Origin of the sequence: Asaia sp. HumB (genome assembly GCF_030263835.1) — a bacterium.
GTDB lineage: Bacteria > Pseudomonadota > Alphaproteobacteria > Acetobacterales > Acetobacteraceae > Asaia > Asaia bogorensis.
Map to the genome: position 1 here is coordinate 363,378 of NZ_JARPML010000002.1, position 22,682 is coordinate 386,059.

The 22,682-nt window shown below is 59.7% G+C and carries 25 protein-coding genes; 5 read left to right on the forward strand and 20 right to left on the reverse strand.

Features of this window, described 5'->3' with window-relative positions:
- The first annotated feature begins 97 nt into the window (after window positions 1-97).
- The gene (locus P5689_RS02955) at window positions 98-310 is read left to right on the forward strand and encodes a hypothetical protein (protein ID WP_122050224.1); all 213 of its coding nucleotides are present in this window, start codon (window positions 98-100) and stop codon (window positions 308-310) included.
- A gap of 74 nt (window positions 311-384) precedes the next feature.
- Here P5689_RS02955 and gloA read toward each other — a convergent pair whose 3' ends face one another.
- From gloA to rpoZ, 19 genes are all read right to left on the reverse strand, one after another.
- The gene (gene gloA, locus P5689_RS02960) at window positions 385-780 is read right to left on the reverse strand and encodes a lactoylglutathione lyase (RefSeq protein ID WP_023978520.1); all 396 of its coding nucleotides are present in this window, start codon (window positions 778-780) and stop codon (window positions 385-387) included.
- Window positions 781-834: 54 nt separating this feature from the next.
- Window positions 835-1,677, reverse strand: coding sequence for an LpxI family protein (locus P5689_RS02965; RefSeq protein ID WP_285532038.1), 843 nt, complete (start codon window positions 1,675-1,677; stop codon window positions 835-837).
- Window positions 1,674-2,525 carry an acyl-ACP--UDP-N-acetylglucosamine O-acyltransferase gene (gene lpxA, locus P5689_RS02970; RefSeq protein ID WP_122040076.1) on the reverse strand — a complete coding sequence of 284 codons (852 nt, stop codon included), beginning with the start codon at window positions 2,523-2,525 and terminating at the stop codon, window positions 1,674-1,676. The genes P5689_RS02965 and lpxA overlap by 4 nt, the downstream gene beginning before the upstream one ends.
- Window positions 2,526-2,546: 21 nt before the next feature.
- The gene (gene fabZ, locus P5689_RS02975) at window positions 2,547-2,966 is read right to left on the reverse strand and encodes a 3-hydroxyacyl-ACP dehydratase FabZ (protein ID WP_031240655.1); all 420 of its coding nucleotides are present in this window, start codon (window positions 2,964-2,966) and stop codon (window positions 2,547-2,549) included.
- Window positions 2,967-3,213: 247 nt separating this feature from the next.
- Complete coding sequence (lpxD, locus tag P5689_RS02980) at window positions 3,214-4,275, reverse strand: UDP-3-O-(3-hydroxymyristoyl)glucosamine N-acyltransferase (protein ID WP_285532039.1); 1,062 nt, start codon at window positions 4,273-4,275, stop codon at window positions 3,214-3,216.
- A 6-nt stretch (window positions 4,276-4,281) separates the two neighbouring features.
- On the reverse strand, window positions 4,282-5,193 hold the full coding sequence (locus P5689_RS02985) for an OmpH family outer membrane protein (RefSeq protein WP_285532040.1): 912 nt from the start codon (window positions 5,191-5,193) through the stop codon (window positions 4,282-4,284).
- Window positions 5,194-5,264: 71 nt separating this feature from the next.
- The gene (bamA, locus tag P5689_RS02990; protein WP_035443891.1) at window positions 5,265-7,697 is read right to left on the reverse strand and encodes an outer membrane protein assembly factor BamA; all 2,433 of its coding nucleotides are present in this window, start codon (window positions 7,695-7,697) and stop codon (window positions 5,265-5,267) included.
- Window positions 7,698-7,891: 194 nt separating this feature from the next.
- The gene (gene rseP, locus P5689_RS02995) at window positions 7,892-8,977 is read right to left on the reverse strand and encodes an RIP metalloprotease RseP (protein WP_122050227.1); all 1,086 of its coding nucleotides are present in this window, start codon (window positions 8,975-8,977) and stop codon (window positions 7,892-7,894) included.
- Window positions 8,970-10,172 carry a 1-deoxy-D-xylulose-5-phosphate reductoisomerase gene (dxr, locus tag P5689_RS03000; RefSeq protein ID WP_023978528.1) on the reverse strand — a complete coding sequence of 401 codons (1,203 nt, stop codon included), beginning with the start codon at window positions 10,170-10,172 and terminating at the stop codon, window positions 8,970-8,972. The genes rseP and dxr overlap by 8 nt, the downstream gene beginning before the upstream one ends.
- Window positions 10,173-10,191: 19 nt before the next feature.
- Entirely contained in the window at window positions 10,192-11,058 is an 867-nt protein-coding gene (locus P5689_RS03005; protein ID WP_023978529.1) for a phosphatidate cytidylyltransferase, read from the reverse strand.
- Window positions 11,055-11,822, reverse strand: coding sequence for a polyprenyl diphosphate synthase (gene uppS, locus P5689_RS03010; protein WP_035439813.1), 768 nt, complete (start codon window positions 11,820-11,822; stop codon window positions 11,055-11,057). Before uppS ends, P5689_RS03005 begins: the two co-directional genes overlap by 4 nt.
- Window positions 11,823-11,831: 9 nt before the next feature.
- On the reverse strand, window positions 11,832-12,398 hold the full coding sequence (gene frr, locus P5689_RS03015) for a ribosome recycling factor (RefSeq protein WP_062164947.1): 567 nt from the start codon (window positions 12,396-12,398) through the stop codon (window positions 11,832-11,834).
- A gap of 135 nt (window positions 12,399-12,533) precedes the next feature.
- Window positions 12,534-13,262 (reverse strand): UMP kinase, encoded by a 729-nt coding sequence (gene pyrH / locus P5689_RS03020; protein WP_031240659.1) that lies wholly within the window; start codon window positions 13,260-13,262, stop codon window positions 12,534-12,536.
- A gap of 86 nt (window positions 13,263-13,348) precedes the next feature.
- Entirely contained in the window at window positions 13,349-14,239 is an 891-nt protein-coding gene (gene era / locus P5689_RS03025) for a GTPase Era (protein ID WP_035443892.1), read from the reverse strand.
- Window positions 14,236-14,985, reverse strand: a complete 750-nt coding sequence (gene rnc, locus P5689_RS03030; protein ID WP_035443893.1) for a ribonuclease III — start codon at window positions 14,983-14,985, stop codon at window positions 14,236-14,238. Before rnc ends, era begins: the two co-directional genes overlap by 4 nt.
- Before the next feature lie 9 nt (window positions 14,986-14,994).
- The gene (gene lepB, locus P5689_RS03035; RefSeq protein ID WP_035443895.1) at window positions 14,995-15,789 is read right to left on the reverse strand and encodes a signal peptidase I; all 795 of its coding nucleotides are present in this window, start codon (window positions 15,787-15,789) and stop codon (window positions 14,995-14,997) included.
- A gap of 43 nt (window positions 15,790-15,832) precedes the next feature.
- Window positions 15,833-16,243: a holo-ACP synthase gene (gene acpS / locus P5689_RS03040; RefSeq protein ID WP_023978535.1), complete on the reverse strand. Its 411-nt coding sequence runs from the start codon at window positions 16,241-16,243 to the stop codon at window positions 15,833-15,835.
- 8 nt (window positions 16,244-16,251) lie between these two features.
- The gene (locus P5689_RS03045) at window positions 16,252-18,465 is read right to left on the reverse strand and encodes a bifunctional (p)ppGpp synthetase/guanosine-3',5'-bis(diphosphate) 3'-pyrophosphohydrolase (RefSeq protein ID WP_051395864.1); all 2,214 of its coding nucleotides are present in this window, start codon (window positions 18,463-18,465) and stop codon (window positions 16,252-16,254) included.
- Window positions 18,466-18,628: 163 nt separating this feature from the next.
- The gene (rpoZ, locus tag P5689_RS03050; protein WP_023978537.1) at window positions 18,629-19,027 is read right to left on the reverse strand and encodes a DNA-directed RNA polymerase subunit omega; all 399 of its coding nucleotides are present in this window, start codon (window positions 19,025-19,027) and stop codon (window positions 18,629-18,631) included.
- A gap of 285 nt (window positions 19,028-19,312) precedes the next feature.
- On the opposite strand from rpoZ, the gene P5689_RS03055 reads away from it, so the two are divergent.
- The 4 genes from P5689_RS03055 to P5689_RS03070 all read left to right on the forward strand — a co-directional run bounded on the left by P5689_RS03055 (window position 19,313) and on the right by P5689_RS03070 (window position 22,222).
- A complete protein-coding gene (locus P5689_RS03055) occupies window positions 19,313-19,918 on the forward strand; it encodes an NYN domain-containing protein (RefSeq protein WP_023978538.1) in 606 nt (201 codons plus the stop codon).
- 27 nt (window positions 19,919-19,945) lie between these two features.
- Window positions 19,946-20,467 (forward strand): hypothetical protein, encoded by a 522-nt coding sequence (locus tag P5689_RS03060; RefSeq protein WP_285532043.1) that lies wholly within the window; start codon window positions 19,946-19,948, stop codon window positions 20,465-20,467.
- A 139-nt stretch (window positions 20,468-20,606) separates the two neighbouring features.
- Window positions 20,607-21,491 carry an NAD(P)-dependent oxidoreductase gene (locus tag P5689_RS03065; RefSeq protein WP_285532044.1) on the forward strand — a complete coding sequence of 295 codons (885 nt, stop codon included), beginning with the start codon at window positions 20,607-20,609 and terminating at the stop codon, window positions 21,489-21,491.
- 122 nt (window positions 21,492-21,613) lie between these two features.
- Entirely contained in the window at window positions 21,614-22,222 is a 609-nt protein-coding gene (locus P5689_RS03070) for a superoxide dismutase (protein WP_285532046.1), read from the forward strand.
- Between the two features lie 129 nt (window positions 22,223-22,351).
- On the opposite strand, the gene yajC is transcribed toward P5689_RS03070, so the two are convergent.
- Window positions 22,352-22,666 (reverse strand): preprotein translocase subunit YajC, encoded by a 315-nt coding sequence (yajC, locus tag P5689_RS03075; protein WP_023978541.1) that lies wholly within the window; start codon window positions 22,664-22,666, stop codon window positions 22,352-22,354.
- Window positions 22,667-22,682 lie beyond the last annotated feature (16 nt).

Sequence of the window (22,682 nt, forward strand, 5' to 3'; positions counted from 1 at the left end):
CGACAAGAAGACGACACAAGGCTGACGCCATCTTCCTCTGTGCGCGGGCTTTTACGGGCCTGAAACTGCGCTGTCAATCAAATCAAGGAGTCTGACCATGACACTGCGCGATGAAACGCCACCAACCGATGCCGAAGCGAGACTGAAAAGGCTTCGTCATGATCTGCGCAACGATCTGGCGACTGCCCTTCTCGCTGCCGACCTGCTGACGTCGCATGGTGACGAGACAGTCAAACGGCACGCCGCCAGCATCGTCAAAGCACTGGAAAAGGCGACCGAACGCCTCAAGCGCTCGCGCGTGGCGAACTAGGGTCACCAGACGCCCCGCCCCATGTCCGGGCGAGGCGCAAGGCGGGTGAGTCATGCGCCCGCCCGATCTTTCCCTCAGAACGTGTCCTTCTGGATGATCTCGATCTTGTAGCCATCGGGATCTTCAACGAAGGCGATGATTGTTGTGCCGAACTTGACTGGCCCAGCTTCGCGCGTGACCTTGCCGCCATTGCTTCGGACCGTCTCGACGGTACGGGCCGCATCAGGCACGCCGATCGCAAAATGCCCGAAGCCCGTCCCGAGCTCGTAAGGACCTTCCTGATCCCAGTTATAGGTGAGCTCAACTTCCGCCTCACCATGGGCGTTGTCGTTGAACCCCATATAGACCAGCGTGTAGCGACCATCGGGCACTTCGCGACGACGGATCTCACGCATCCCCAGAATTTTGTAGAAAGCAACGCTCTTATCGAGATCCTGAACGCGTATCATCGTGTGCAGATAGCTTGCCATTGTGGCTCTCCCGGGCAGTTGGGTCCGGAATGCGCAGCACACCGGACAGGATGATCAGTCAGCGCCCAGCAGTTCGGCCGGGCTCAGACCATAGAGAAACAGACCTGAGCGGTCGGCGGTTGCCTCGCAAGCGGCCGGATCCGTCAGAAGGGTGCCTCCCGTCTCGAACGCGATGCCACGCAATCCGGCAGTGGCGGCGTTCCGGATAGTTTGAGGGCCAATCGTCGGCATGTCGGCCCGCTTTTCCTGGCCGGGTTTCAGCATCTTCACCAGCACGCCACCGGGGCCAGGCTGGCGCAGCCCCCCTGCCCGCGCAATCATGGCATCCGTCCCTTCGATAGCCTCAACAGCAAGAACGAGGCTATCCTGCACGATGCACCCCTGCCCGATATCCAGCGCACCCAGCCCACGCACGACAGCAACACCGCGTCTGATATCGCTCAGTGCAAGATCATCCGGCGCGTATTGCCCCATGGCACCGGGGCGACCGAGCGATCGGGTCAGAAATTCATGGGCGCCACGGACGCGAAAGCCCTCTTCACCGAAAATCCGCACGAGCGCGCCGAGCAATCCGTCATCACCGGAGAAGAGCGCGCGCCCAACCCGCGCGAGCAGACGCGCACCTTCCGCGTCGGGGCGCAGATCACGCAGGGCCGGTCGCTTTACCGGGCCGATAAGCACGATATCGCGGCAACCGGCAGCACGAAGTGTGGAGAGAATTTCGCCCGCCGCAGCCAGACGGATGATACGATGTGGCCAGGCACGGATCAGATCGGGATCAACAAAGTCCTGAAACCCGATGATAAAAACCTCGCCTCCCTGGGCGCGCACTGAATCGGCCACCTGGAAAGGGAGCGGACCACCCCCTGCCAGAATGCCGACCGGTGCGGCAGTCACACGCCCTCCGTCTCGGCGGAGAGCTGCGCAGGGCTGGCGGCGCGGACGAGACCACGCCGGCTCTGGACTTCCATGAAAGCGATGATTTCCTGCACACGAGGGCTGTCAGGAAAGTCACGCTTCACAGCCGCAAGACGGGCTTCGAGCACCTGCTCATTGCGGCCAGTGCGCGGGTAAAGAATGCGGAAAGCGCGACGCATCTGCTGGATTTCCTCGGCGCTGACGCCCTGGCGGCGCAGCCAGATCCAATGCAATCCTACGAGACGCGCCCGGTTACCAAGCACACTGCCATAGGGAATGACGTCAGCTTCGACGCCGCATACGCCACCAACCAGCGCACCGCGACCGATACGCACGAACTGGTGCAGCGCAGCCGCCCCCATGACACGGGCGCCATCGCCAATCTCGACATGACCGCCCATGACCACATTGTTCACGATGATCACGCCATCACCGATCATGCAGTCATGCGCGACATGGGCATTCGCCATGATCAGACAGTGCGAGCCGATTTGGGTAAGCGCCGTTCCTTGTGCCGTGCCGCGATGGATTGTCACGTTTTCACGAATGACGGTATGGGCGCCAATCACGCAGCGTGTCGGCTCGCCCTTGTATTTGAGGTCCTGCGGCGCAAGACCGATCGTCACGAAGGGGAAGACTTCAACCCGCGCACCGATCTCGGTCAACCCGTCGATGATGACATTGGCATGAAGGCGGGCCCCCTCGCCGATCGAGACATCGGGGCCAACGGAACACCAGGGCCCGATGGTGACATTCTCCCCCAGTATCGCCTCGGGTGCGACCAGGGCGCTGGGATGAATGCTGACAGTGCTGGGCCAATTTGACACGGAACGATCCACGAAGCTGTTTTAACCCATGATCATGGCGCTGAAGGTCGCCTCGGCAACCGACACGCCATCGACGCGTGCGACACCCTTGAAGCGCCACACATTGGCTCGGGCACGCTCCTTCACGACAGTGATGTGCAGCTGGTCACCGGGGCCGACCGGCCGGCGGAACTTGGCACCCTCGATCGTCATGAAATAGACGAGCTTGCCTTCAAAAGCCTCACCCAGTGTGAGCACGACCAGCGTCGCCGCTGTCTGAGCCATGGCCTCGACAATGAGCACGCCCGGCATGACGGGCTGCGCCGGGAAATGCCCGGTGAAGAAAGGCTCGTTGATCGTAACGTTCTTGATGCCGGTCGCCGACTCACCAAGCTTGATATCGACCATCTTGTCGATCATCAGGAAGGGATAGCGATGCGGGATAGCGGCCATGATACGCATGATATCGATAGCCTCGATATCCACTGTCGCGACCTCGGCTGCGCCGTTGTCAGCCGTGCCGGCCTGCGCCGTTACTTCCTTGTTTTTCTCTTCCGCAGAGGCGTCCAATGTTCTGCTCACTTCTCGTTCCTGAGCGGGTCGGCCCTGCCAACCGCGCCCAATTGTCAGTTACATGACAACAGGTTTAACGTGTCCGCCTGCTTCTAGCAAAACTCTGTAGTCATGACCACTGCCCGACCGGTCGTGCTCAGGCGTCAGGCTTGCCGTCCTTCTTCGCCAGTCTGCGCAGAAAAGCGACATTGCGGAAGAACTCGCGGAAAGGCATGGCGGGACTTCCAATGACATCCGCACCGGCCTCAACATCCGACATCACGCCACATTGTGCGCCGATACGGGCCTTTTCACCAATCTTGATATGCCCGATCAGACCAGCCTGAGCAGCAATCGTGACGAAATCACCCAGTTCTGTCGAACCAGAAATGCCAGCCTGCGACACCACGATACAGCAGCGACCGAGCTGAGCATTATGGCCGATCTGGACAAGATTATCGATGCGCGTTCCTGCTCCGATTACCGTGTCGCGCATGGAACCACGGTCAATGGTCGAGTTCGCGCCAATCTCGACATCATGACCCAGAATGACGCGCCCCAGCTGTGGAACGGTCTCGAACCCGGCCGGTCCGACAGCAAAGCCGAAGCCATCCTGTCCAATACGCGTACCCGGATAAAGGGTGACACGATCATCGAGAATGGCATGAGACAGTGAGACATGCGCGCCGATGCGGCACGATGCGCCAATCACGACACCCTGCGCCACATCTGCGTGAGGACCGATGACGCTCCCTGCCCCGATCTGCACATTGGCGCCAATCGTTGCGAACGGGCCAATCTCGACACCCTCTCCCAGGACAGCGCTTTCATCGACAAACGCTGTCGCGTGTACGCCGGGACGCGATGGGGGCACCGGGTGGAAACGGGCGGCGATACGAGCCCAGGCGAGGTAAGGTGACTTGCTGATCAGCCCGACAACGCCCTCTGGAAGCTTGTCCTTGAACGCCGGCGCAAGAATGACGGCACCAGCCTTGGTTTCCGCCAGGAGCGGAAGATAGCGCCTGTTATCCAGAAAGCTCACTTCCTGCGCGGTGGCCGCCTGAAGAGGCGCCACACCACGCAACATGCGCTGACCCGCCTCACCCTGCCCCACGATCTCGGCATCCGCCCACTCGGCAAGCGACCGGATCGAGAACGGTCCCTGACGCCCGAAGAAGCGGGGATCGCCGGGGAGAGCGTCTGGCAGGGAAAGCGTCATGACAGATCAGTGCTTTCTGAGGATAGAAGCAGGAGCGGCTTGCGGCGCAGCAGCCGCCGGCGGTGCGGCGGGACCGGGGCCAACTTGCGAGTTCGTATCCTCATCCGCAGTGGTCGGCATCTTGCCGGACTTTGCCAGCACTTCAGGATCGACATCCTCAGCAGGGATGAAGACGTGCGGCAGAACCTTATTCAGAACCTTGGCTGTCTCTTCCGTGATGTCCTGACCATCGACATGCAGGGCGACCTGTTCGCTATGCAGAACGAGGTTCATGCTGTGGGATGCAGCAACCTGACGCACGATACGAACCAGCTCACGCTCGATCTGGTTCAGGGAAACATTGGCTGCTTCCTGAATAATCCGGGCGCGATTGGCAAAATCACGCTGCGCCTTGGCGCGACGCTCCTGCAAATGACGCTCACGCAGCTGGATCTGCTCTGAAGTCAGCGTGCGCGCGCTTTCCTGCAGCTTCTGCTGCTCGGCACGCCAGCCAGCCTGCTCCTTCTGGGCGGCAGCGGCGAGCTTGTCGCGGCGCTCGCCCAGAACACGCTGCGCCTCGGCGGCCGCGCTCGAGAGACGCATGACGGTCGGAATGCTGATCACACCGAGCAGGGCGGCCGGCGGCGGTGCAGCCTTGGGCAGATCGGGCGAGTCAGGAATAGGGGGCTGCGGCAGAACGGGCGGTGTTTCCGGCTGCTGCATCGGCTCATCAGCATCCTGCGCCATAGGCTGCGCGACAGGAACGCGACGAACCGGATGCGGCGCGGCAGGAGCCGGCTGCTGGGCCGTCTTGGGGACGAACCAGCCACCATTGCCGGAGGCGTTCTGGGCAGATTGTGCCTGGGCCAGGCTCGGCAGGCTGACGGAAGCGAGCAGTGCCGAAGCAGCCACGAAACGGGCTGCCGAGAAAATGGACATGGAAACCTCTGTTCAAGACCGGGTGGCTATCGCCTTCTTGGCGGGCGATAGCACAGAGCGGTAAGCGGAGATCAGAATTGCTGCCCGAAGCCGAAACGGATCGGGTAGAGACGGTCGTTGCGCGACTTGCGGATCGGCACGGCGGCGTCGATATTTACGAGGCCAAACGGGCTTTTCCAGGAAATACCAAGACCCGTGGTAACACGCGGTGTGAGCGTGTTACCCGTGACAGGCGTGTATTTGGCCTGCGTCGGGTTGGTGTAGAGATTCTTTACGCGCAGCCCTGCAAGGCTACCGGCATCGACGAAGTAACGTCCGGAAATCCCGACATCCTCACCCATGGGCAGCGGGAAGTTAAGCTGGGCAGACGCCGTGTAGATGAAGCGACCACCGATCAGATCTTCCTGACCCGGTAGCGGGTTATCGATACTTGTATGACCCGTACGCGGACCGGCACCACCCTGCAGGAAGCCGCGCAGGTTTTCACCACCAAGATAGAAGTTGTCGATGATGCTGACATTGCTGCTCTTGGACCAGTCGCCCATATAGCCGACGCCGCCCTTGAACTGCAGGCCCCAGTCATGGTTACCGGTCACGGAATCGAGCGGCACATAATACTGGCCATCGAACTTGGCGCGCAGATACTTCACGTCGCCGCCCACGCCGGCGAAATCGCCGCTCAGGTTCAGCACATAGCCTTTGCGCGGACGCATGCGGTTATCGCGACGGTCATAGGTGAGCGTGGTGCTCAGCTGCGAGAGCAGCGACCAGCCTGCCGAATCCTGCACATAATAGGACGGCACATACTGATAGCCGTAGGTCGCAATATCGCTCTGGCTGAAGATGTTGCCGACGCGACGATCGATCAGCGAGTAGCTCCAGGATTGCGAGAGGTAGTTGTTATACGAATACCCCATGCGCAGCGTCATACCGTAACGGCCCTCTTTATAGGACTGATAGGTCTGATAGTTGTTTTCGATACCGAAGATATCGATACCAGCAACGATATTGCGGTTCAGGAAGTAGGGATCGGTCAGCGAGAGATCGACCTGTTTCTGATAATACGCAACCGTTCCGGAGATGCCGGCATCCATGCCCGTGCCAAGCAGGTTATGCTGCTTGACCGAGCCGTTACCGAGAATACCAACGTCAGTCGAGTAACCACCACCAAGCGAAAATTCGCCGGTCGGCTTCTCAACCACGTTCGCCGCAACGTTCACCTTGTCCGGTGCCGAACCCTGGGTCTGATCGACGGAAACCGTGCTGAAATAGCCGAGATCCTGAAGCGCAGCCTTTGAGTACTTGCGATCGAACGGGGTGTACGGGTCGCCCTCTGCCATAGGCAGCGCACGACGGATGACCTTGTCCTTGGTCACCGTGTTGCCGTTGATGTCGATGCGCTCGACATAGACATGCGGTCCTTCGTTCACATCGAACAGCAGATCGACAATGCGCTTTTCAGGATTGCGGGCAATTTCGGAACGAACCATCGCAAACGGATGGCCTGTCGCCTGCAGACGCTCCTGCATACCCGTCACGTTGTTCTGGATGGCAGTGCCATCGTACCACTGATGCGGGAACAGATCGATGTACTGCTTGAGATCCTTTCCTTCGACGTGACGAAGGCTGGAACGCACATCCATCTTGCCAATGCGGTATCGCGGCCCCTCATCCACCGTGAAGGTGATGATGAAGTTCTTGCGGTCAGGTGAGAGTTCACCCGTCGCATTGATCATGTGGAAATCGACATAACCATTATGCAGATAGAAGCGACGCAGCAATTCGGCATCGTACTTCACACGCTCAGGGTTATACTCGTCCGATGAGGAGAAGAAGCGATACCACTCTGTCTCCTTGGACGAGATCACAGAGGCCAGACGGGCTTCACTGAACGCCTTGTTGCCGACGAACACGACCTTGTTGATCAGGGTCTGGCGCGCTTCGTTGATCTTGAAGATCACATCGACACGGTTATGCGACAGCTTGATGATCTGCGGCGTAACGGTCGCGCCGAAACGGGCCTTCGAGGCATAGAGATCGAGCAGCTTCTGACGATCAGCCGCAGCCGCCTGCGAGGAGAACACGGCGCGCGGTCGCATGGCGATTTCCTTGCGCAGATCCTCGTCCTTAACCGCATGATTGCCCTCGAAGGCGATGCGATTGACAATAGGGTTCTCAATCAGGTCCACGGTCAGCGTGCCGCCCGTGCGACGCAGCGTCACGTCCTTGAACAGGCCGGTCGCATACAGCGTCTTGAGCGAACGATCGAGATCGTCCTGGTTGAAACGGTCACCGGGCTGCACCACCATATAGGACAGCACGGTGCTGGTTTCGATGCGGGTGTTACCCTTCACGTCGATCGCCTCGATCATCTGCCCATTGGCCTGCCGCGATGCGGCTGCCTGGTGATGCGAAGGACGGCGGGTTTTCTGAGCCTCGGCCTTCCCTGCCCAAACAGGGAGTATGCAGACCGAAGCAAGGAGAACGAGGCGTTTACCTGACAAGACGGACGTTCCTTAACTTCATCAACCCGACGTGAAGGTTTATTTCAGACAATTTAAATTTCCGCAACGAAGCGACTACTCCGCAGCTGGCCCACTTCATCCGGACGTATCCGGTTTAGCCCCCCTGAGCAAGCGTCCTGCCACATGAAGTGTCGTAACACTCTGTGTCAGTGACAGGCACTTCCAGCGTTTTCCTAGCGAAACAGACCAAGATTCGATAGGTCGTTGAAGGTAGAAAACAGGAACAGCGCAGCAATGATGGCGAACCCGGCCTGATAGCTGATTTCCTGTACCTTGCGTGAGACAGGTTTCCCCCGCACAGCCTCAGCCGCGTAAAAGACGAGCCGCCCACCGTCGAGCAGTGGGATGGGAAAGAGATTGATCAGGCCCAGATTGATGGACAAAAGCGCCATGAAAGACAGGATGCTGGCAAAGCCGTAATGGGCCACCTGCCCTGAGAGCTGGGCAATCCGGATCGTCCCACCAAGCTCTCGCGCACTGCGATGACCCGTAATGATCTGCCAGACGCCCTGTAATGTCTGCACCGAGACCAGCCAGGTTTCATGCAGCCCTGCCGTAACAGCGCTTGCAAAACCCATCGGCTTGCCAGGCACCAACTGTGCCATGATGCCGATGCTGCCCGTGTCCGGGGCACCCAGCTTGCCCGGAACGCGGTCCAGGGTGATGGGGAGGCTGAGGTCCTGGTCACCGCGATGAATCCCGAGCGTCGTGCTCTCGCCCGGCATCTTCACGGCATGCGCCTGGATATCGGCAAAATTGAACACATCCAGCGATCCCAGCCGGGTAATCACGTCACCCTTCTGCAATCCGGCCTTTTCCGCGGCGCTATGCGGCACAACCTGCGAGACTTCGTTCTTCAACTCGGGTTTGCCGACCGAGATATACAGCACCGTAAAAAGCAGGATCGCGAAAACAAAGTTGAATACCGGGCCCATGACGATCACCAACATGCGCGAGCCGACTGGTTTGTCGTGGAACGTCTGACCTGGGACCCACGCCGCCTTTTGCTCAGGCGTTGCATCCTCGGGGTCTTCAAACCCATGCGGCTTGACGAAACCACCAAGTGGAACGGCCGAGATACGCCATTCCGTGCCCGTGCGGTCATGCCAGCGATAAAGCGCAGGCCCGAAGCCGATCGAGAACGTATCGACCTTCACACCGCGCCAGCGCGCGGCAAGGTAATGCCCCATCTCGTGAACGAAAACGAGCACCCCCAGGATGAGGGCGAAAGCAAGAATCGTCACCGCGAATTCATGCATGGAGCGTCTCCGCACCGTTCAGGGAATTGCTGCGCTCGCGCGATACGAAGGCCTCGGCTACGCGACGGGCTTCTGCATCCCAGTGCAGCACCTCATCAAGGGTATCGAGCTTGGGAGCCCCAAGCTTTTCCATGGCATAGGCTATCGTGTCCCCGATCCCGAGGAACCCGATACGACGGCCGAGGAAGGCCTCGACGGCGATTTCGTTGGCCGCAGAGAAAATGGTGGGGGAGGCCGCCCCGGCACAAAGGGCCTCACGGGCCAGACGCAGTGCGGGGAAACGCACCTCGTCTGGCGCTTCGAAATCCAGACGGGCAAGCGCCGCCAGATCGAGACGCGGCGCGTTGGTCTGCATACGTTCGGGCCAGGCTAGGGTGTTGGCGATGGGCACGCGCATATCGGGCGCACCGAGCTGCGCAATAAGGCTGCCGTCGCGGAACTGCACCATGCCATGAACAGCTGATTGGGGATGAACCAGCACGTCGATCTGTTCGTTGCTCAGGCCGAAGATGCGGGCGGCCTCGATCACTTCGAGTCCCTTATTGGCCATCGAGGCAGAGTCGATCGTGATCTTGGCCCCCATGCTCCACGTCGGATGCTTGAGCGCATGTTCCGGTGTGGCGGCACGCATGGTTTCAATCGAGGCACAACGGAACGGCCCGCCGGACGCGGTCAGCACGATCTTCTCGACGCTCTCGATCGGGCTGCCTGTCAGGCTCTGGAAGATGGCGTTATGTTCGGAATCAACAGGAAGAAGGGTCGCCCCTGCTGCCGCAACCTCACGCAGCATGACGTCACCGGCGCTGACGAGCGCCTCCTTGTTGGCGAGCGCGATAGCGCGGCCATTCCGTGTCGCTGCGAGGGTTGGCTCAAGCCCTGCGGCCCCGGTAATGGCGGCCATCGTCCAGTCGGCCTCCATGGCAGCGGCTTCGATGACCGCCTTGCGTCCACCCGCCGCTTGGACGCCGCTCCCTTTCAACCGGTCGCGCAGTTCCTCCAGCAGGGATTCGTCGTTGATGACGGCAATTTCCGCATGCAGGGCGATTGCCTGCTCTGCCAGCAAGGCAACATTGCGCCCACCAACAAGGGCCCGGATCTGGAAACGTGCCGGTTCTGCCAGCAGGAGATCGATCGTCGAGCAGCCGATACTGCCAGTACTGCCGAGAACGGTGATGCTGCGTGGTGAGACGGTCATGATCCCAGGATACTCCAGATCAATGCGATGAAGCAGAAGATGAAACGAGGTAATGTGTCAAAGCCACGATCACATCATGGGGCGTGGCATCCCAGAAAACATGTGTGGGCACGCACAGGGAAAGCAGCGCTGCAAGAGGCGCGGCAGCAAGAAGCCCGTCAAACCTGTCAAGCAAACCGCCGTGACCGGGAATAAGCTTGCCGGAGTCCTTGATCCCGACCCGACGTTTGGCCGCGCTTTCGGCAAGGTCGCCGGATTGCGAGGCACAGCCGAGCACCATGCCCCACAGGAGCCCACCCAGAGGTGAGCCGAGACCAGAGAAAAACGCTGTTGTCATGCCCGCTATACCGGCCGCCACCAGGCCACCAACCGCGCCAGAACGGGTCTTACCAGGAGAAATGCGCGGCGCGAGCTTTGCCCCGCCGAAAACACGTCCCGCGAGATAGGCGCCGCTATCACTGGCGATAACGACCACCACAACAAAAAGCACAAGTACAGCGCCGTGCGAAGGCTCTCTCAGCCAGAAGAGGGAGAGCCCCCCCAACGCTGCCACAGCAACGCAGGCCCACTGGGCAGCGCCGAAAATACCCGCCGCGAATACAAGAGCAAATGCAACGCGCCACTCGCCCCTCATGGCAGCGAGCAGTGCCGCCAACGGCCAAGCGAGGAGCAGCCAGCCGCGCCAGTGCAAGGCACCGCGCCCCCATCGCAGCCCCGCCATTGCCATAGCCTCATAAACAAGCCCGAGGCTGACGAGCAGGATCATGGCTCGATAGGCCAGCCCGCCCATGAGGATACAGAATACCGCCACAGGAACGATAATAGCTGCTGAAATGAGGCGCAGGCGCAGATCAGACCAGCGCTGGGCGGCACTTTGCTGACTCACAGGGCGCCATCCGGTGCGAGGCGTTTGCCGAAGCGGCGCTCGCGTCGAGAGAAATCGCTCATGAGGCCAGCGAAATGATCTTCATTAAAATCCGGCCACATCACATCCAGAAACGCGAGTTCGGCATAGGCCGACTCCCAAAGCAGAAAATTGGACAGCCGCCTCTCGCCACTGGTTCGCACGATCAAGTCCGGATCGGGAAAAGGAGAGGTCTGAAGAAAATCGCCGAAAGCAGCCTCGCCCAAGCCATCCAGGTCAATTTCGCCACGCGAGGCGGCGATGGCCATTTTTTTCGCCGCGCTCAGCATGTCGTGACGTGCGCCATACGACAGCGCAAGGATCATGGTCAGACGGGTATTTCGCGCTGTGAGCGTGCGCGCACGATCAATCTCGGCCCGCAACCCGGCATCGAACCGGGTCAGGTCACCGATGAAATCGAGCCGGACATTCTGCTCGTGTAGTTCCGCAACCTTGTGCCGAAGATAGAAACGCAGAAGCGACGTCAGGTCCGAAACCTCCTCGCTGGTACGATTCCAGTTCTCCGACGAGAAGGCATAAAGCGTCAGATAACGCACGCCAGCGGTGATGGCCGCCCTGACACAGCGTCTGACGGCCTCTGCGCCTGCGCGATGCCCGGCCATGACCGGTTTGCCCCGCGCTCGCGCCCAGCGCCCATTACCATCCATGATGACGGCCACGTGGCGAGGCACCGTCGCGGGGTCCAGCCCTGCAGCCGGAGCATTATGTGCGCGTGAGGAGGACACAGCCTTCAATCAGACCTGCTTGATCTCGCGTTCCTTGTCCGCCAGCATATCATCAACTTTCTTGATGTACTGGTCAGTCAGCTTCTGCACGCCATCAGACCACACCTTCATGTCGTCCTGGCTGATTTCGCTCTTCTTTTCGTGCGTCTTGATCTGGTCCATGCCATCGCGGCGCACGTTGCGCACGGCTATCTTGCCGTTTTCGGCATAGCGCCCGGCAGCGCGGGCCAGCTCGGTGCGACGCTCTTCCGTCAGTTGGGGAATCGGCACGCGTACGGTCTGTCCATCCGCAGCCGGATTGAGGCCAAGACCGGCATCACGGATAGCGCGCTCAACGGCACCTACGAGACCGCGATCCCAGACCGAGACCGTCAGCATGCGTGCTTCGGGAACGGCAATCGAGCCCACCTGCGACAGCGGCACTTCACTGCCATAAGCCTCGACGCGAACCGGCTCGAGCAGGTTCGGGCTGGCGCGGCCCGAGCGCAGGCCAGACAGATCGCGACGCAGGCTTTCGAGGGCGCCATCCATACGGCGCGTCAGATCGTCAAGCAGATCGTTCAGTTCGGCAGGCATTGGTCTCTCCTTCAATACGGTTCAGGCGTCCGGACCGGGGAAGTGTCCCTTAAGTGGCGGTATGGCATTGCCGGGTTATCCCGAAGGCCATGAGCCCTCGCGAGATCCCCCGGAACACCCGGCAGATGGCCCTGCTCAGGCCGTTTCGATGATACGGGTGAAACGCCCCTCACCGCGCATGACACTCGCAAACGCACCGGGGGCATGAATATTGAAAACAATGATTGGAAGTCGGTTTTCACGCGCCAGCGAAATGGCAGTTGCGTCCATCACATTCAGATCGCGCGACAGCACGTCCATGTATGACAATTCATCATAACGCTCGGCATCCGGCACACGACGCGGGTCAGCAGAATAGACACCATCGACCTGCGTACCCTTGAGCAGAACATCACATTCCATCTCGTTGGCGCGCAGTGCTGCCGCTGTGTCAGTCGTGAAGAACGGATTGCCCGTACCGGCAGCAAAGATGACCACGCGTCCCTTTTCCATGTGGCGCACGGCACGACGACGGATATAGGGCTCGGCAATGGAGGACATCTGGATGGCGGACATCACGCGGGTATCGATCCCTGCGCGCTCAAGAGCATTCTGCATCATCAGAGCGTTGATGACGGTTGCCAGCATACCGGCATAATCACCCTGGGCGCGGTCCATGCCCTTCGCTGCGGCGGCCACACCACGGAAGATGTTTCCGCCACCGATCACCAGACAGACCTGGATGCCGCTGCGTGAGACAGAAGCCACATCGTTCGCGATGGCCTCGACCATCTGCGGCTCGATACCGAATGAGCCCTTGCCCATGAGGGCTTCGCCCGAAACCTTGAGAAGAACGCGCTTGTATCCTGCAGAAGTTCCGGTCATCGCATCCTCTTTCACAGCGGCCTGATCAGGGCCCAACACGGCCCGCGCCTCTCTTATAGGGCGCGGCCTGTCCTCACAAGAACTTCTCAGGCGTCATCCAGCCCGATGGCACGCAGTCTGGCCTTTTCCTCATCCCAGCCCGCGCGCTCACGCACGTTCAGGAAAAGATGGCAGGGCCGTTCAAGCAACCGGCCCAGATCCAGACGGGCCCGCTCGCCGATGCTGCGAATCTTGCGTCCCCCTTCACCAATCAGAATGGCCTTGTGCCCGGGCCGGGAGACATAAATCGTGGCATCAATGCGCACCGAGCCATCGGGACGTTCCTTGAAGCTCTCTGTCTCGACCGTGGCCTGGTAGGGAATTTCCTCATGGGTCTGCATGAAAATCTGCTCGCGCACCAGCTCAGCTGCCAGCAAACGATCAGGCAGATCGGTCAGATCGTCCTCCGGATAGAGGTAAGGCCCCTCAGGCAGTTCAGCTGCGAGATAATCCAGCAGATCGTCTACCCCATCACCCGAACGGGCGCTGAGCATGAACACATGCTCGACCGACAACTGATCGGTAATGGCTTTGGTCAGGGGCAGAAGCTGCTGCGTGGTCACGAGGTCTGTCTTGTTGAGCACAAGCCAGACACGGCGCTTCTGCTTCGCCAGGGTATCAATGACCGCCTGGGCTTCTTCGCGTATGCCAGCCTTGGCATCGATCAGCAGGAGCGAGATATCGGCGTCCTGTGACCCCGTCCACGCCGCCGCCACCATAGCACGGTCAAGCTTACGCTTTGGCTTGAAGATGCCCGGCGTATCAACCAGCAGAATCTGGGAAGTCTGCCGCATCAGGATTCCGAGCACGCGAAAGCGCGTCGTCTGGGCCTTGGGGCTAACGATCGAGAGCTTGGTCCCGGTCATACGGTTGATCAGGGTGGATTTACCGGCATTCGGAGCCCCGACCAGGGCGACGAAACCACAACGTGTTGTCATTTTCTATCCTTCGTGCCTTTACGGCCACGGTTCAATCGCCGAAGCAGGGCAGTAGCAGCCTCACTCTCGGCCTGGCGTTTGCTACCCGCAACGCCCTCTCCTTTCTCCCCCATAGCAGAAACCGCGATGGTAAAGCGCGGCGCATGTGAGGGACCTTCCATGGAAAGCGTTTCGTAATCCGGCAAGGGGTACCCCCGTGCAAGAACGAACTCCTGCAGGGTTGTCTTGGGGTCCTTGGGCGGCGTGATCTGCGAGGTCAGCAGATCCTCCCACTTTTCGCGCACGAAACGTCGTGCCGGCTCCAGTCCACCATCGAGATAGAGCGCTCCTAACAGAGCCTCCATCGCGTCGGCCTGAACATTGGCGAGGCTGCGTATCCCGGCCTGCTCCTCATGTTCCGCAATATGCAGCGCCTCGGCTACACCGATGCTCTCTGCAATCGGGGCAAGAGCATTGCGCGAGACCAGTGAGGCATGGCGCGGCCCCAACGCCCCTTCGGGCTCATCGGGGAACTGCTCAAGCAGCCATTCAGCCATCAGCAGACCGAGCACACGATCACCAATAAATTCCAGCCGCTCGTTCGAGGCTGCGCTCGCAACCCGTGCGGCCTGACGTGGCGCGCGCCGTCCCTGACGGGCGGAGACGGCAGAACGGTGGGTGAGCGCCTGTCGCAGAAGCCCCTGATCAGCAAACTGGTGGCCAAGGGCCTTCTGGAGCGTCTCCGCTATGGCGTCATGAGTCGTCATGAGCCACCCTCAATGCATGGTCGCAAAAAGATGGCTCCAGCGGATCTCGAAGGGCCATTGCCAGAACTGCCAGAGAGGATGAACGGCCTCGTACGAGAAGAACACGAAGCGTGCCTTGCCCACCAGATTGACCATCGGCACATAGCCGAGATCTACACCATTATCGCGCTGGAAACGGCTATCCCCGCTGTTGTCGCGGTTATCGCCCATCGCGAAAAAGTAACCCTCGGGCACGACATATTCGCGCGTGTCGTTCTGTTCACCCTCATCCGTCTGCTTCAGAATCTGATGCGTGACGGGCGCGGCACCCGCACTCCCGGGCAAGGTTTCGAGATAGCGTATGCCCGTCTGCGGATAACGGTTCTCATCCATCACGGAATAGGCGCCCAGCGACTGGCGCGGCACCAGCGTGCCGTTAAGATAAAGCTCGCCTGCACGCATCTGGATGTGATCACCCGGCAGACCGATGATGCGCTTGATATAATCGACCGACGTATTTTGCGTATAGCGGAACACTGCCACATCGCCACGATGCGGCGACGCGCCCCAGATGCGCCCCTCAAAGAGATGGGGCGAAAATGGCATGGAGAATCGAGACCAGCCATAATCGAATTTCGTGACGATAATGTAGTCGCCCACCTGCAGGGTCGGGATCATGGACGCGCTGGGAATATTGAACGGCTCGAGAACCACCGTTCGTATCGCCAGCAATACGACAATCCAGATCGCGACAAAGCGCACGATCTCAAGGGGGGTGTCTTCTTTTTTCCTGGAGGCACGTGCCTCCTGATTTTGGTCGGTCATATCCGGGTTCTAGCGCAGGTGGTGGGGCATTGGCGACAGGCTATCACGAAGTACAGGAAACTGACTGCACGATCACATAGGCCAGTGCATAAGGTGTTTCATCACTCAGGCTGAGCAGGACTTCCGCCCGCTCTCCCGGCAGGGCCAGCGCAGCGAGACAACGCGCCGCCTCGCCCCTCAGGGTCAGGAAGGGTTTACCCGATGCATCATTGCCTGTCTCGATATCGGTCAGGACAATACCGTCTCGAAAGCCGGTACCCAACGCCTTGACGCATGCTTCTTTGGCCGCCCATCGCTTGGCAAGGATACCGATACGGCCATCGCCCTTGCGCGTATCCGCATAGGCGCGCTCCGCCGCAGTGAAGCTGCGCTCGAGAAATCTTTCCCCTGAACGCTCAAGAGCGCGTGCGATACGACGCATATCGCACAGATCCGTGCCAATTCCCCTGATCATCCCGCAGCTCAGTTCCGGGCGCGCTCGACCTGCATGACACCCCGCGCCGAGCGCAGCGCTGCAATCATGGCAGACAGGTGCCGCACGTCACGCACTTCGAGATCGACCAGAATTTCCATGAAATCCAGCTGGCGGTTCAGAATGCGCAGATTGACGACACTGCCATTATGCTTGGACGCTGTATTCGTGAGGGTGGTCAGAACGCTCGACTCATTGGCAGCAATCACGCTGACACGCCCGATATGCGGTGCGCCGCGCTCGCCTTGCGCCAGAGCCTCATAATCCCAGTCGATTTCAAGGAACCGCTCAGGCGTGGACGAGAAGGCACTCAAATTCTGGCAGGCACGCTGGTGGATGGTCACGCCCTTGCCCTGCGCGATGATGCCCACGATCGGATCACCCGGCAGCGGATGACAACACCCGGCGAAATGGGTCGCAATCCCGGAGCCGATACCGGTGATGATCGAACCGCTCTTGGCGCCATAGCGCGGCGCCGTACCGACACCCCCACCAAGGCGACCGGACAGACCGGGCACCATACGAGGCGCGCGATGGGTCTGGCGTAATTCCGGATAAGCCGCATTGACCACGTCACGCGGCCCGAGCTGACCATTGCCAACCGCAACATACAGATCTTCGATGCTGGCCTGACGCAGATCGCGCAGCAACGATTCCAGCACTTTCTCGCTGCCATCGACACCTTCCTGACGGAAAGCCTTGGCCAGCGCGGTGCGCCCGGTATCGAGATTGACCTGACGCTGCTGCAACGCGACATGGCGGCGTATGCGCGCGCGCGCCTTGCCCGTAACGACGAACCGCTCCCAGGACGCCGAAGGCGTCCCGCCACGCGCCGTCATGATCTCGACCTGATCGCCATTCTGCAATTCATGGCGCAGGGGCATCAGGCGGCCGTTGATCTTGGCGCCTACGCAGGCGTCACCAACCTGGCTATGCACCGCATAGGCGAAGTCAACGGGCGTCGCGCGACGCGGCAGGGAGATCAGCTGCCCTTTGGGGGTGAAACAGAAAACCTGATCCTGATACAGTTCGAGCTTTGTGTTTTCGAGAAACTCGTCAGGTGCCTCTGAATCCTCAAGGATCTCAAGCAGATCCTGCACCCAGCGCAGCTTGTTGAGGCCCAGAGCCGCAACTTCGCTATTGGACGCCTGCGCCTCGTCACGTTCCTTGTAGGCCCAGTGCGCCGCCACACCGTTTTCAGCAAAATTGTGCATGTCCGCCGTGCGGATCTGAACTTCGATCTTCTGGTTTCGCGGCTGTCGCAGGGTCACGCCCGTATGAAGGCTTTGATAGCCATTGGCCTTAGGCGTGGAAATGTAATCCTTGAAGCGCCCCGCAATCATCGGATAGGCGCCGTGGATGGCACCCAGTGCAGCATAACAGGCGTCACGGCTGGGAACGATCACGCGAAATGCCATGATGTCGGAAAGCTGCTCGAACGCGACATTGCGCTTTTGCATCTTGGCCCAGATGGAATAGGGCGATTTCTCCCGCCCCGTCACGTCGATCTGGGGCAGACCGACCTCGGCACAGAGCGCCTTCAGTTCATGCTTGATCTGCTCGATGATATCCGCGCCGTGACCTCGCAGGAAGTTCAGGCGTGCCCGGATTGTTGCATCGGCCTCGGGCTCAAGCTGTTCGAATGAGAGGTTCTGCAGCTCGGTCTTGACGCGGTCCATACCAATGCGCTCGGCCAGCGGCGCATAGATATCCATCGTTTCACGGGCAATGCGCAGGCGTCGATCCTGCCTCTGCACATAATGCAGGGTGCGCATGTTGTGCAGGCGATCGGCAAGCTTGACGATCAGCACGCGAATATCGCGCGACATGGCCAAAACAAGCTTGCGGAAGTTCTCCGCCTGTTTCGTTCGGTCCGACTGCAACTCCAGACGGGTCAGCTTGGTCACACCATCGACCAGACTGGCCACCGTCTCACCGAAGCGATCCTTCAGAAAGGCCGGGGTGATCCCGGTATCTTCGACCGTATCGTGCAGCAGCCCGACCATGATCGAAGGCACGTCCATGCGAAAACCCGCAAGGATGTTCGCTACGGCGATGGGGTGGATAATATAGGGTTCACCGTTGTCGCGCTTTTGCTCGCGATGCGCTTTTTCGGCCACCTCGTAAGCTTCTTCCACGCGCTTGAGGTCCGCTTCCGGATCGTAAGCGGCAATGCGGCGGAGAAGACCGCTGATCGACGGCATGGCAGGCGCCACGTTGGCCGGTTCAGCGGCGAGGATTTCAGGCGCTGGCGTGCTGTGCTCGGCGCCGGAGAGAAGGGTGTCAGACATGCCGGTACTCTCTCCCGCAACCTAGATCGTTGAATACGCTACCGGACCACAGAACGGCCCGGCACCGCAAGAGGACTCAGCGGCGGCCGCGTCCTCCGAACTCTGCCTCGAACGACGCCTCGAGCTCGGCTGTGGACATGGTTTCGGCCATGTGCGCGTGCTCTTCTTCAGAAGAGACATCCTGCAGGCCAAAAATGTTCTGATCGGTCGGGATGAGGTCCATCACCTCTTCATCGACAGGCTCAGGCTCGGGTGCACGGGCCAGGGAGCGCACGATACCATCCTTGAGCGTGCCGAGATTGACCTTGTCTTCCGCGATTTCGCGCAGAGCCACGACAGGGTTCTTGTCATTGTCACGATCGAGGGTCATCTCTTCGCCACGCGACAAACCACGAGCGCGCTGTGCAGCAAGGAGAACGAGCTCGAAGCGGTTCGGAACCTTTTCGATGCAGTCTTCAACGGTAACGCGTGCCATAAAACTCTTCCCAACCAATTTCCGCGGATCGACGTGAATTGTGCAAAATAGCATAGCCGGTGGGTCGGCACAATCTTTACGGCGATTGTCCCATACACGCAGTCTGACCTTCGCCTTTTGGGAAACAAAGTTAACAACCGCTTTGTTTACCAGACTGACATAGTCTAACCATTACGAAATGCAGCGCTCACTGTTTTATCCGCCCCGCATTTGTTAAACTTCCTGGGTAATTCCAACTGATTGTCGCGAAGTCCCGTCGTGACATATTTCTAATACGGATCAGACATGCTCGACAAGAACGAGAAAACTGCTGTTTTTATAGATGGATCGAGCCTGTACTACACTGCGAAAACTCTTGGATTTGAAGTCGATTATCGCAGGCTTCTGCGCTATCTGAAATCCGGCACCCGCCTGTTGCGCGCCCATTACTACGCTGCAATACCAGAAACTGAGGAATATTCGCCACTCAAGCCCCTGACCGATTGGCTTGCCTATAATGGTTACATGCTGGTCACGAAGACAGCGCGCGAATTCACCGATCAATCCGGCCGCCGCCGCCTCAAGGGCAATATGGATGTCGAGCTGGCGGTGGATCTTCTGGAGCTTGCCGACAAGATCGATCATGCCGTTATCTTCAGCGGAGACGCCGATTTGCGCCGCGCTGTGGAAGCCATACAGAGACGGGGCGTTCGTGTGACTGCGGTCTCATCCCTCCGCTCCTCGCCATCACTGATCGGCGATGACCTTCGTCGACAGGTCGATCAGTTCATCGAGCTGGGAGATATTGCGGCCGAGTTCACACGCCGACAGGCCGATACCCCTGCCCGCCCTCGGTCCAACCCTATTCGTCATCCAGCGGATGTCACCGTCGATCATGATATGGATGACTGAAGGACGTCACGAGGGGAAGCCTGAGGCATGGCAAGTCCAGCGCATGCGAAGGAAACGTGCATCCTGATCGTCAGCCTTGGCGCGATCGCGTCCGAGCAACGCACACAGCTTGCGCAAGCACTTAATGCCGCGCTCAGGCTCCAGGCACCCCGATCGCGTCAGACACCGCATCTCGTTTTCCACAATCTTGTCGCGCCCAATCAGATGCTTGCTACCATGTCTCGAAGATCATCGACACATGGATTGCCGGATCAGAAACGGCCAGCTTCTCTGATGCGCAAGGACGCCCATACGGGTCTCTCCCAGCTCGTCACCAGTCTTAAGGGGCTGCACATTGTGGTCAATCTGGGCGTTGCCGCCCATATCTCAACCCTGGATGCCTATGGCGTGCCATGGGCAAAGATCCCTTTCAAACCCCATGACGCACTTGTCCTTCCAGACGGCCTGCTGCTTGCAGGGTTCCCGTCGCACACCGGGATATGTATTGACACAATCGCTTCTTCCCTCGCACAGCTGACCGCAATGAGCGCGACCCAGGCGTCGCTTTGACTGTTTTCGTGTCAGTCATCTAGCGCGGCCCAAGGATCCTCAAGGGGCCGGATGCCGCGATGGCGAGTGCACCGGGCGGCGCAACCCTGACAGGCAGCTTGCATTAACCCCCGGCAGCAGGCATTGAAGGAGCTTCATCATGAACCAGCGCAATTCAGGCACAATCGGCTTTATCGGCTACGGCGCGATGGGCTCGCTGATGGGACGCAATCTTCGCAAAGCGGGATATGGGGTTTGTGCCTATACGCCATCGGGTCGCAAGCAGGACGAGGAAACCCCGGTTGAGGCGTCGGCGCGCAGACTTGCAGAGAAGGCCGACATCCTGATTCTGTGCGTCCCCAATGACGCGGCCATCTTTGCTTCGGCAGAAGGCGAGGACGGGTTTCTAACCGGTGCCCGTTCGAACACATTGGTGATCAATTGCAGCACGATCTCCCCCGAAGCGACCGATAGGCTGCATCAACTTGCTGAGAAGCAGGGACTACGCTTCGTGGACGCCCCCATGTCGGGCAGCACCCCCGAAGCCGAAAAGGGCGAACTCGTCATGCTGGTGGGGGCATCTGAACAGGATCTTGCCGCCGCCGCGCCCGTGCTGGACGCCATCGGCAAGCTCACCATTCATGCCGGAGATGTCGGAGCAGGCACACGCCTAAAGCTCGTCATCAACGGCATCATGGGCGCAACGCTCAACGTGATTGCCGAAGCTGTGGGTTATGGTCTCGATAGCGGCCTGAACCGTGACATGCTGTATGAAGCGCTCTCTCAGGTGGCCGTCATTTCGCCGCATCACAAGCGCAAGCTCGGCGCTGCACAGCAGGGCGATTTTTCGCCGCAATTCCCCACCCGCCTCATGTCCAAGGATATGGGATTGCTCATCAGTGCGGCTAGAACGACGCACAGCTTCTGCCCTGCCATTGCTGTGGCAGACCAGGCCTTGGCCCTCTCGGGCAAGCGCCATGCCAACGACGATTACTCTGCCCTGCTCGGCGCGATCGAAAAGAGCGTCGTCAAGCACGACAGCTGATAGATCAGCGCGACACGAACCGGTGCCGCAACGGGTTGACGAAACCGGTTGCGCACCATAGCTGCCTTCTGTGGCCAGACAGCCCGTCTGGCCCTCACCATGACAGTCCAGGAGACGCGACCATGGCTTTCGAACTGCCGTCCCTTCCCTACTCGTCCGGTGCGCTCGCCGCCTCTGGCATGTGCCAGGAAACGCTTGAGCTGCATCATGGCAAGCATCATCAGTCTTATGTCACGGCGCTCAACGGCTTTGTCGAAGCCAAGCCAGAGCTTCAGGGCAAGAGCCTTGAGGAAATCATCCTCGCCGTGAAGGGTGATGCCGCACAGGCTCCCGTATTCAACAACGCGGGCCAGCACTGGAATCATATCCTGTTCTGGAAGAACCTTGCGCCGAATGGCGGTCAGGTTCCCTCCAAGCTGGCTGCGAAGATCGAGTCCGATCTCGGTGGTCTCGACGCGTTCAAGGCCGCCTTCAAGCAGGCAGCCATCTCGCAGTTTGGCTCGGGCTGGGCGTGGCTGGTTCTTGGCAATGATGGCAAGCTTGCCGTGACCAAGACAGCCAATGGCTCGAACCCGCTGGCCGAAGGCCAGGGTCGCGCCCTGCTGGGTCTGGATGTGTGGGAACACGCCTATTATCTGGACTTCCGCAACCGTCGCCCTGACTACATCACCAACTATCTCGACAAGCTTGCCAATTACGAGTTTGCCGAGGCAGAGCTGCTCTCTGCCTGATATCGTTCCGGACTGCCCTGAGGATTGTCCCTGGGGACTATCTACGGGGCAGCACAAGACGTTATCCCATGAAAAAGGCCGGCTCCCTTGCGGGGCCGGCCTTTTTCGATCTGTACGGACCGCTGCGCCTTACTTGGCGGGCTTGCCACCGTCATTCGCCGGCTTGGCCGTGCTGGTCAGAACCTGCGAGACATTTTCGCGCATCAGCTGGATCTTCACGCCGGGCGCGATCTCGATTTCGATTTCCTTGGTCCCCTCGCGGGCAAGCTGAACCACGCCGATGATGCCGCCACTGGTCACAATACGGTCACCACGACGCAGCGCATTGAGCTGTGCCTTGAGTTCCTTCTGACGTGCCTGCTGGGGACGGATGAGCACGAAATAGAACACGACGAACACGAGGATCATCGGGAGGAATGAGATAATCCCGCTGTTGGCGAGCATGCGTTTCTTCCATATG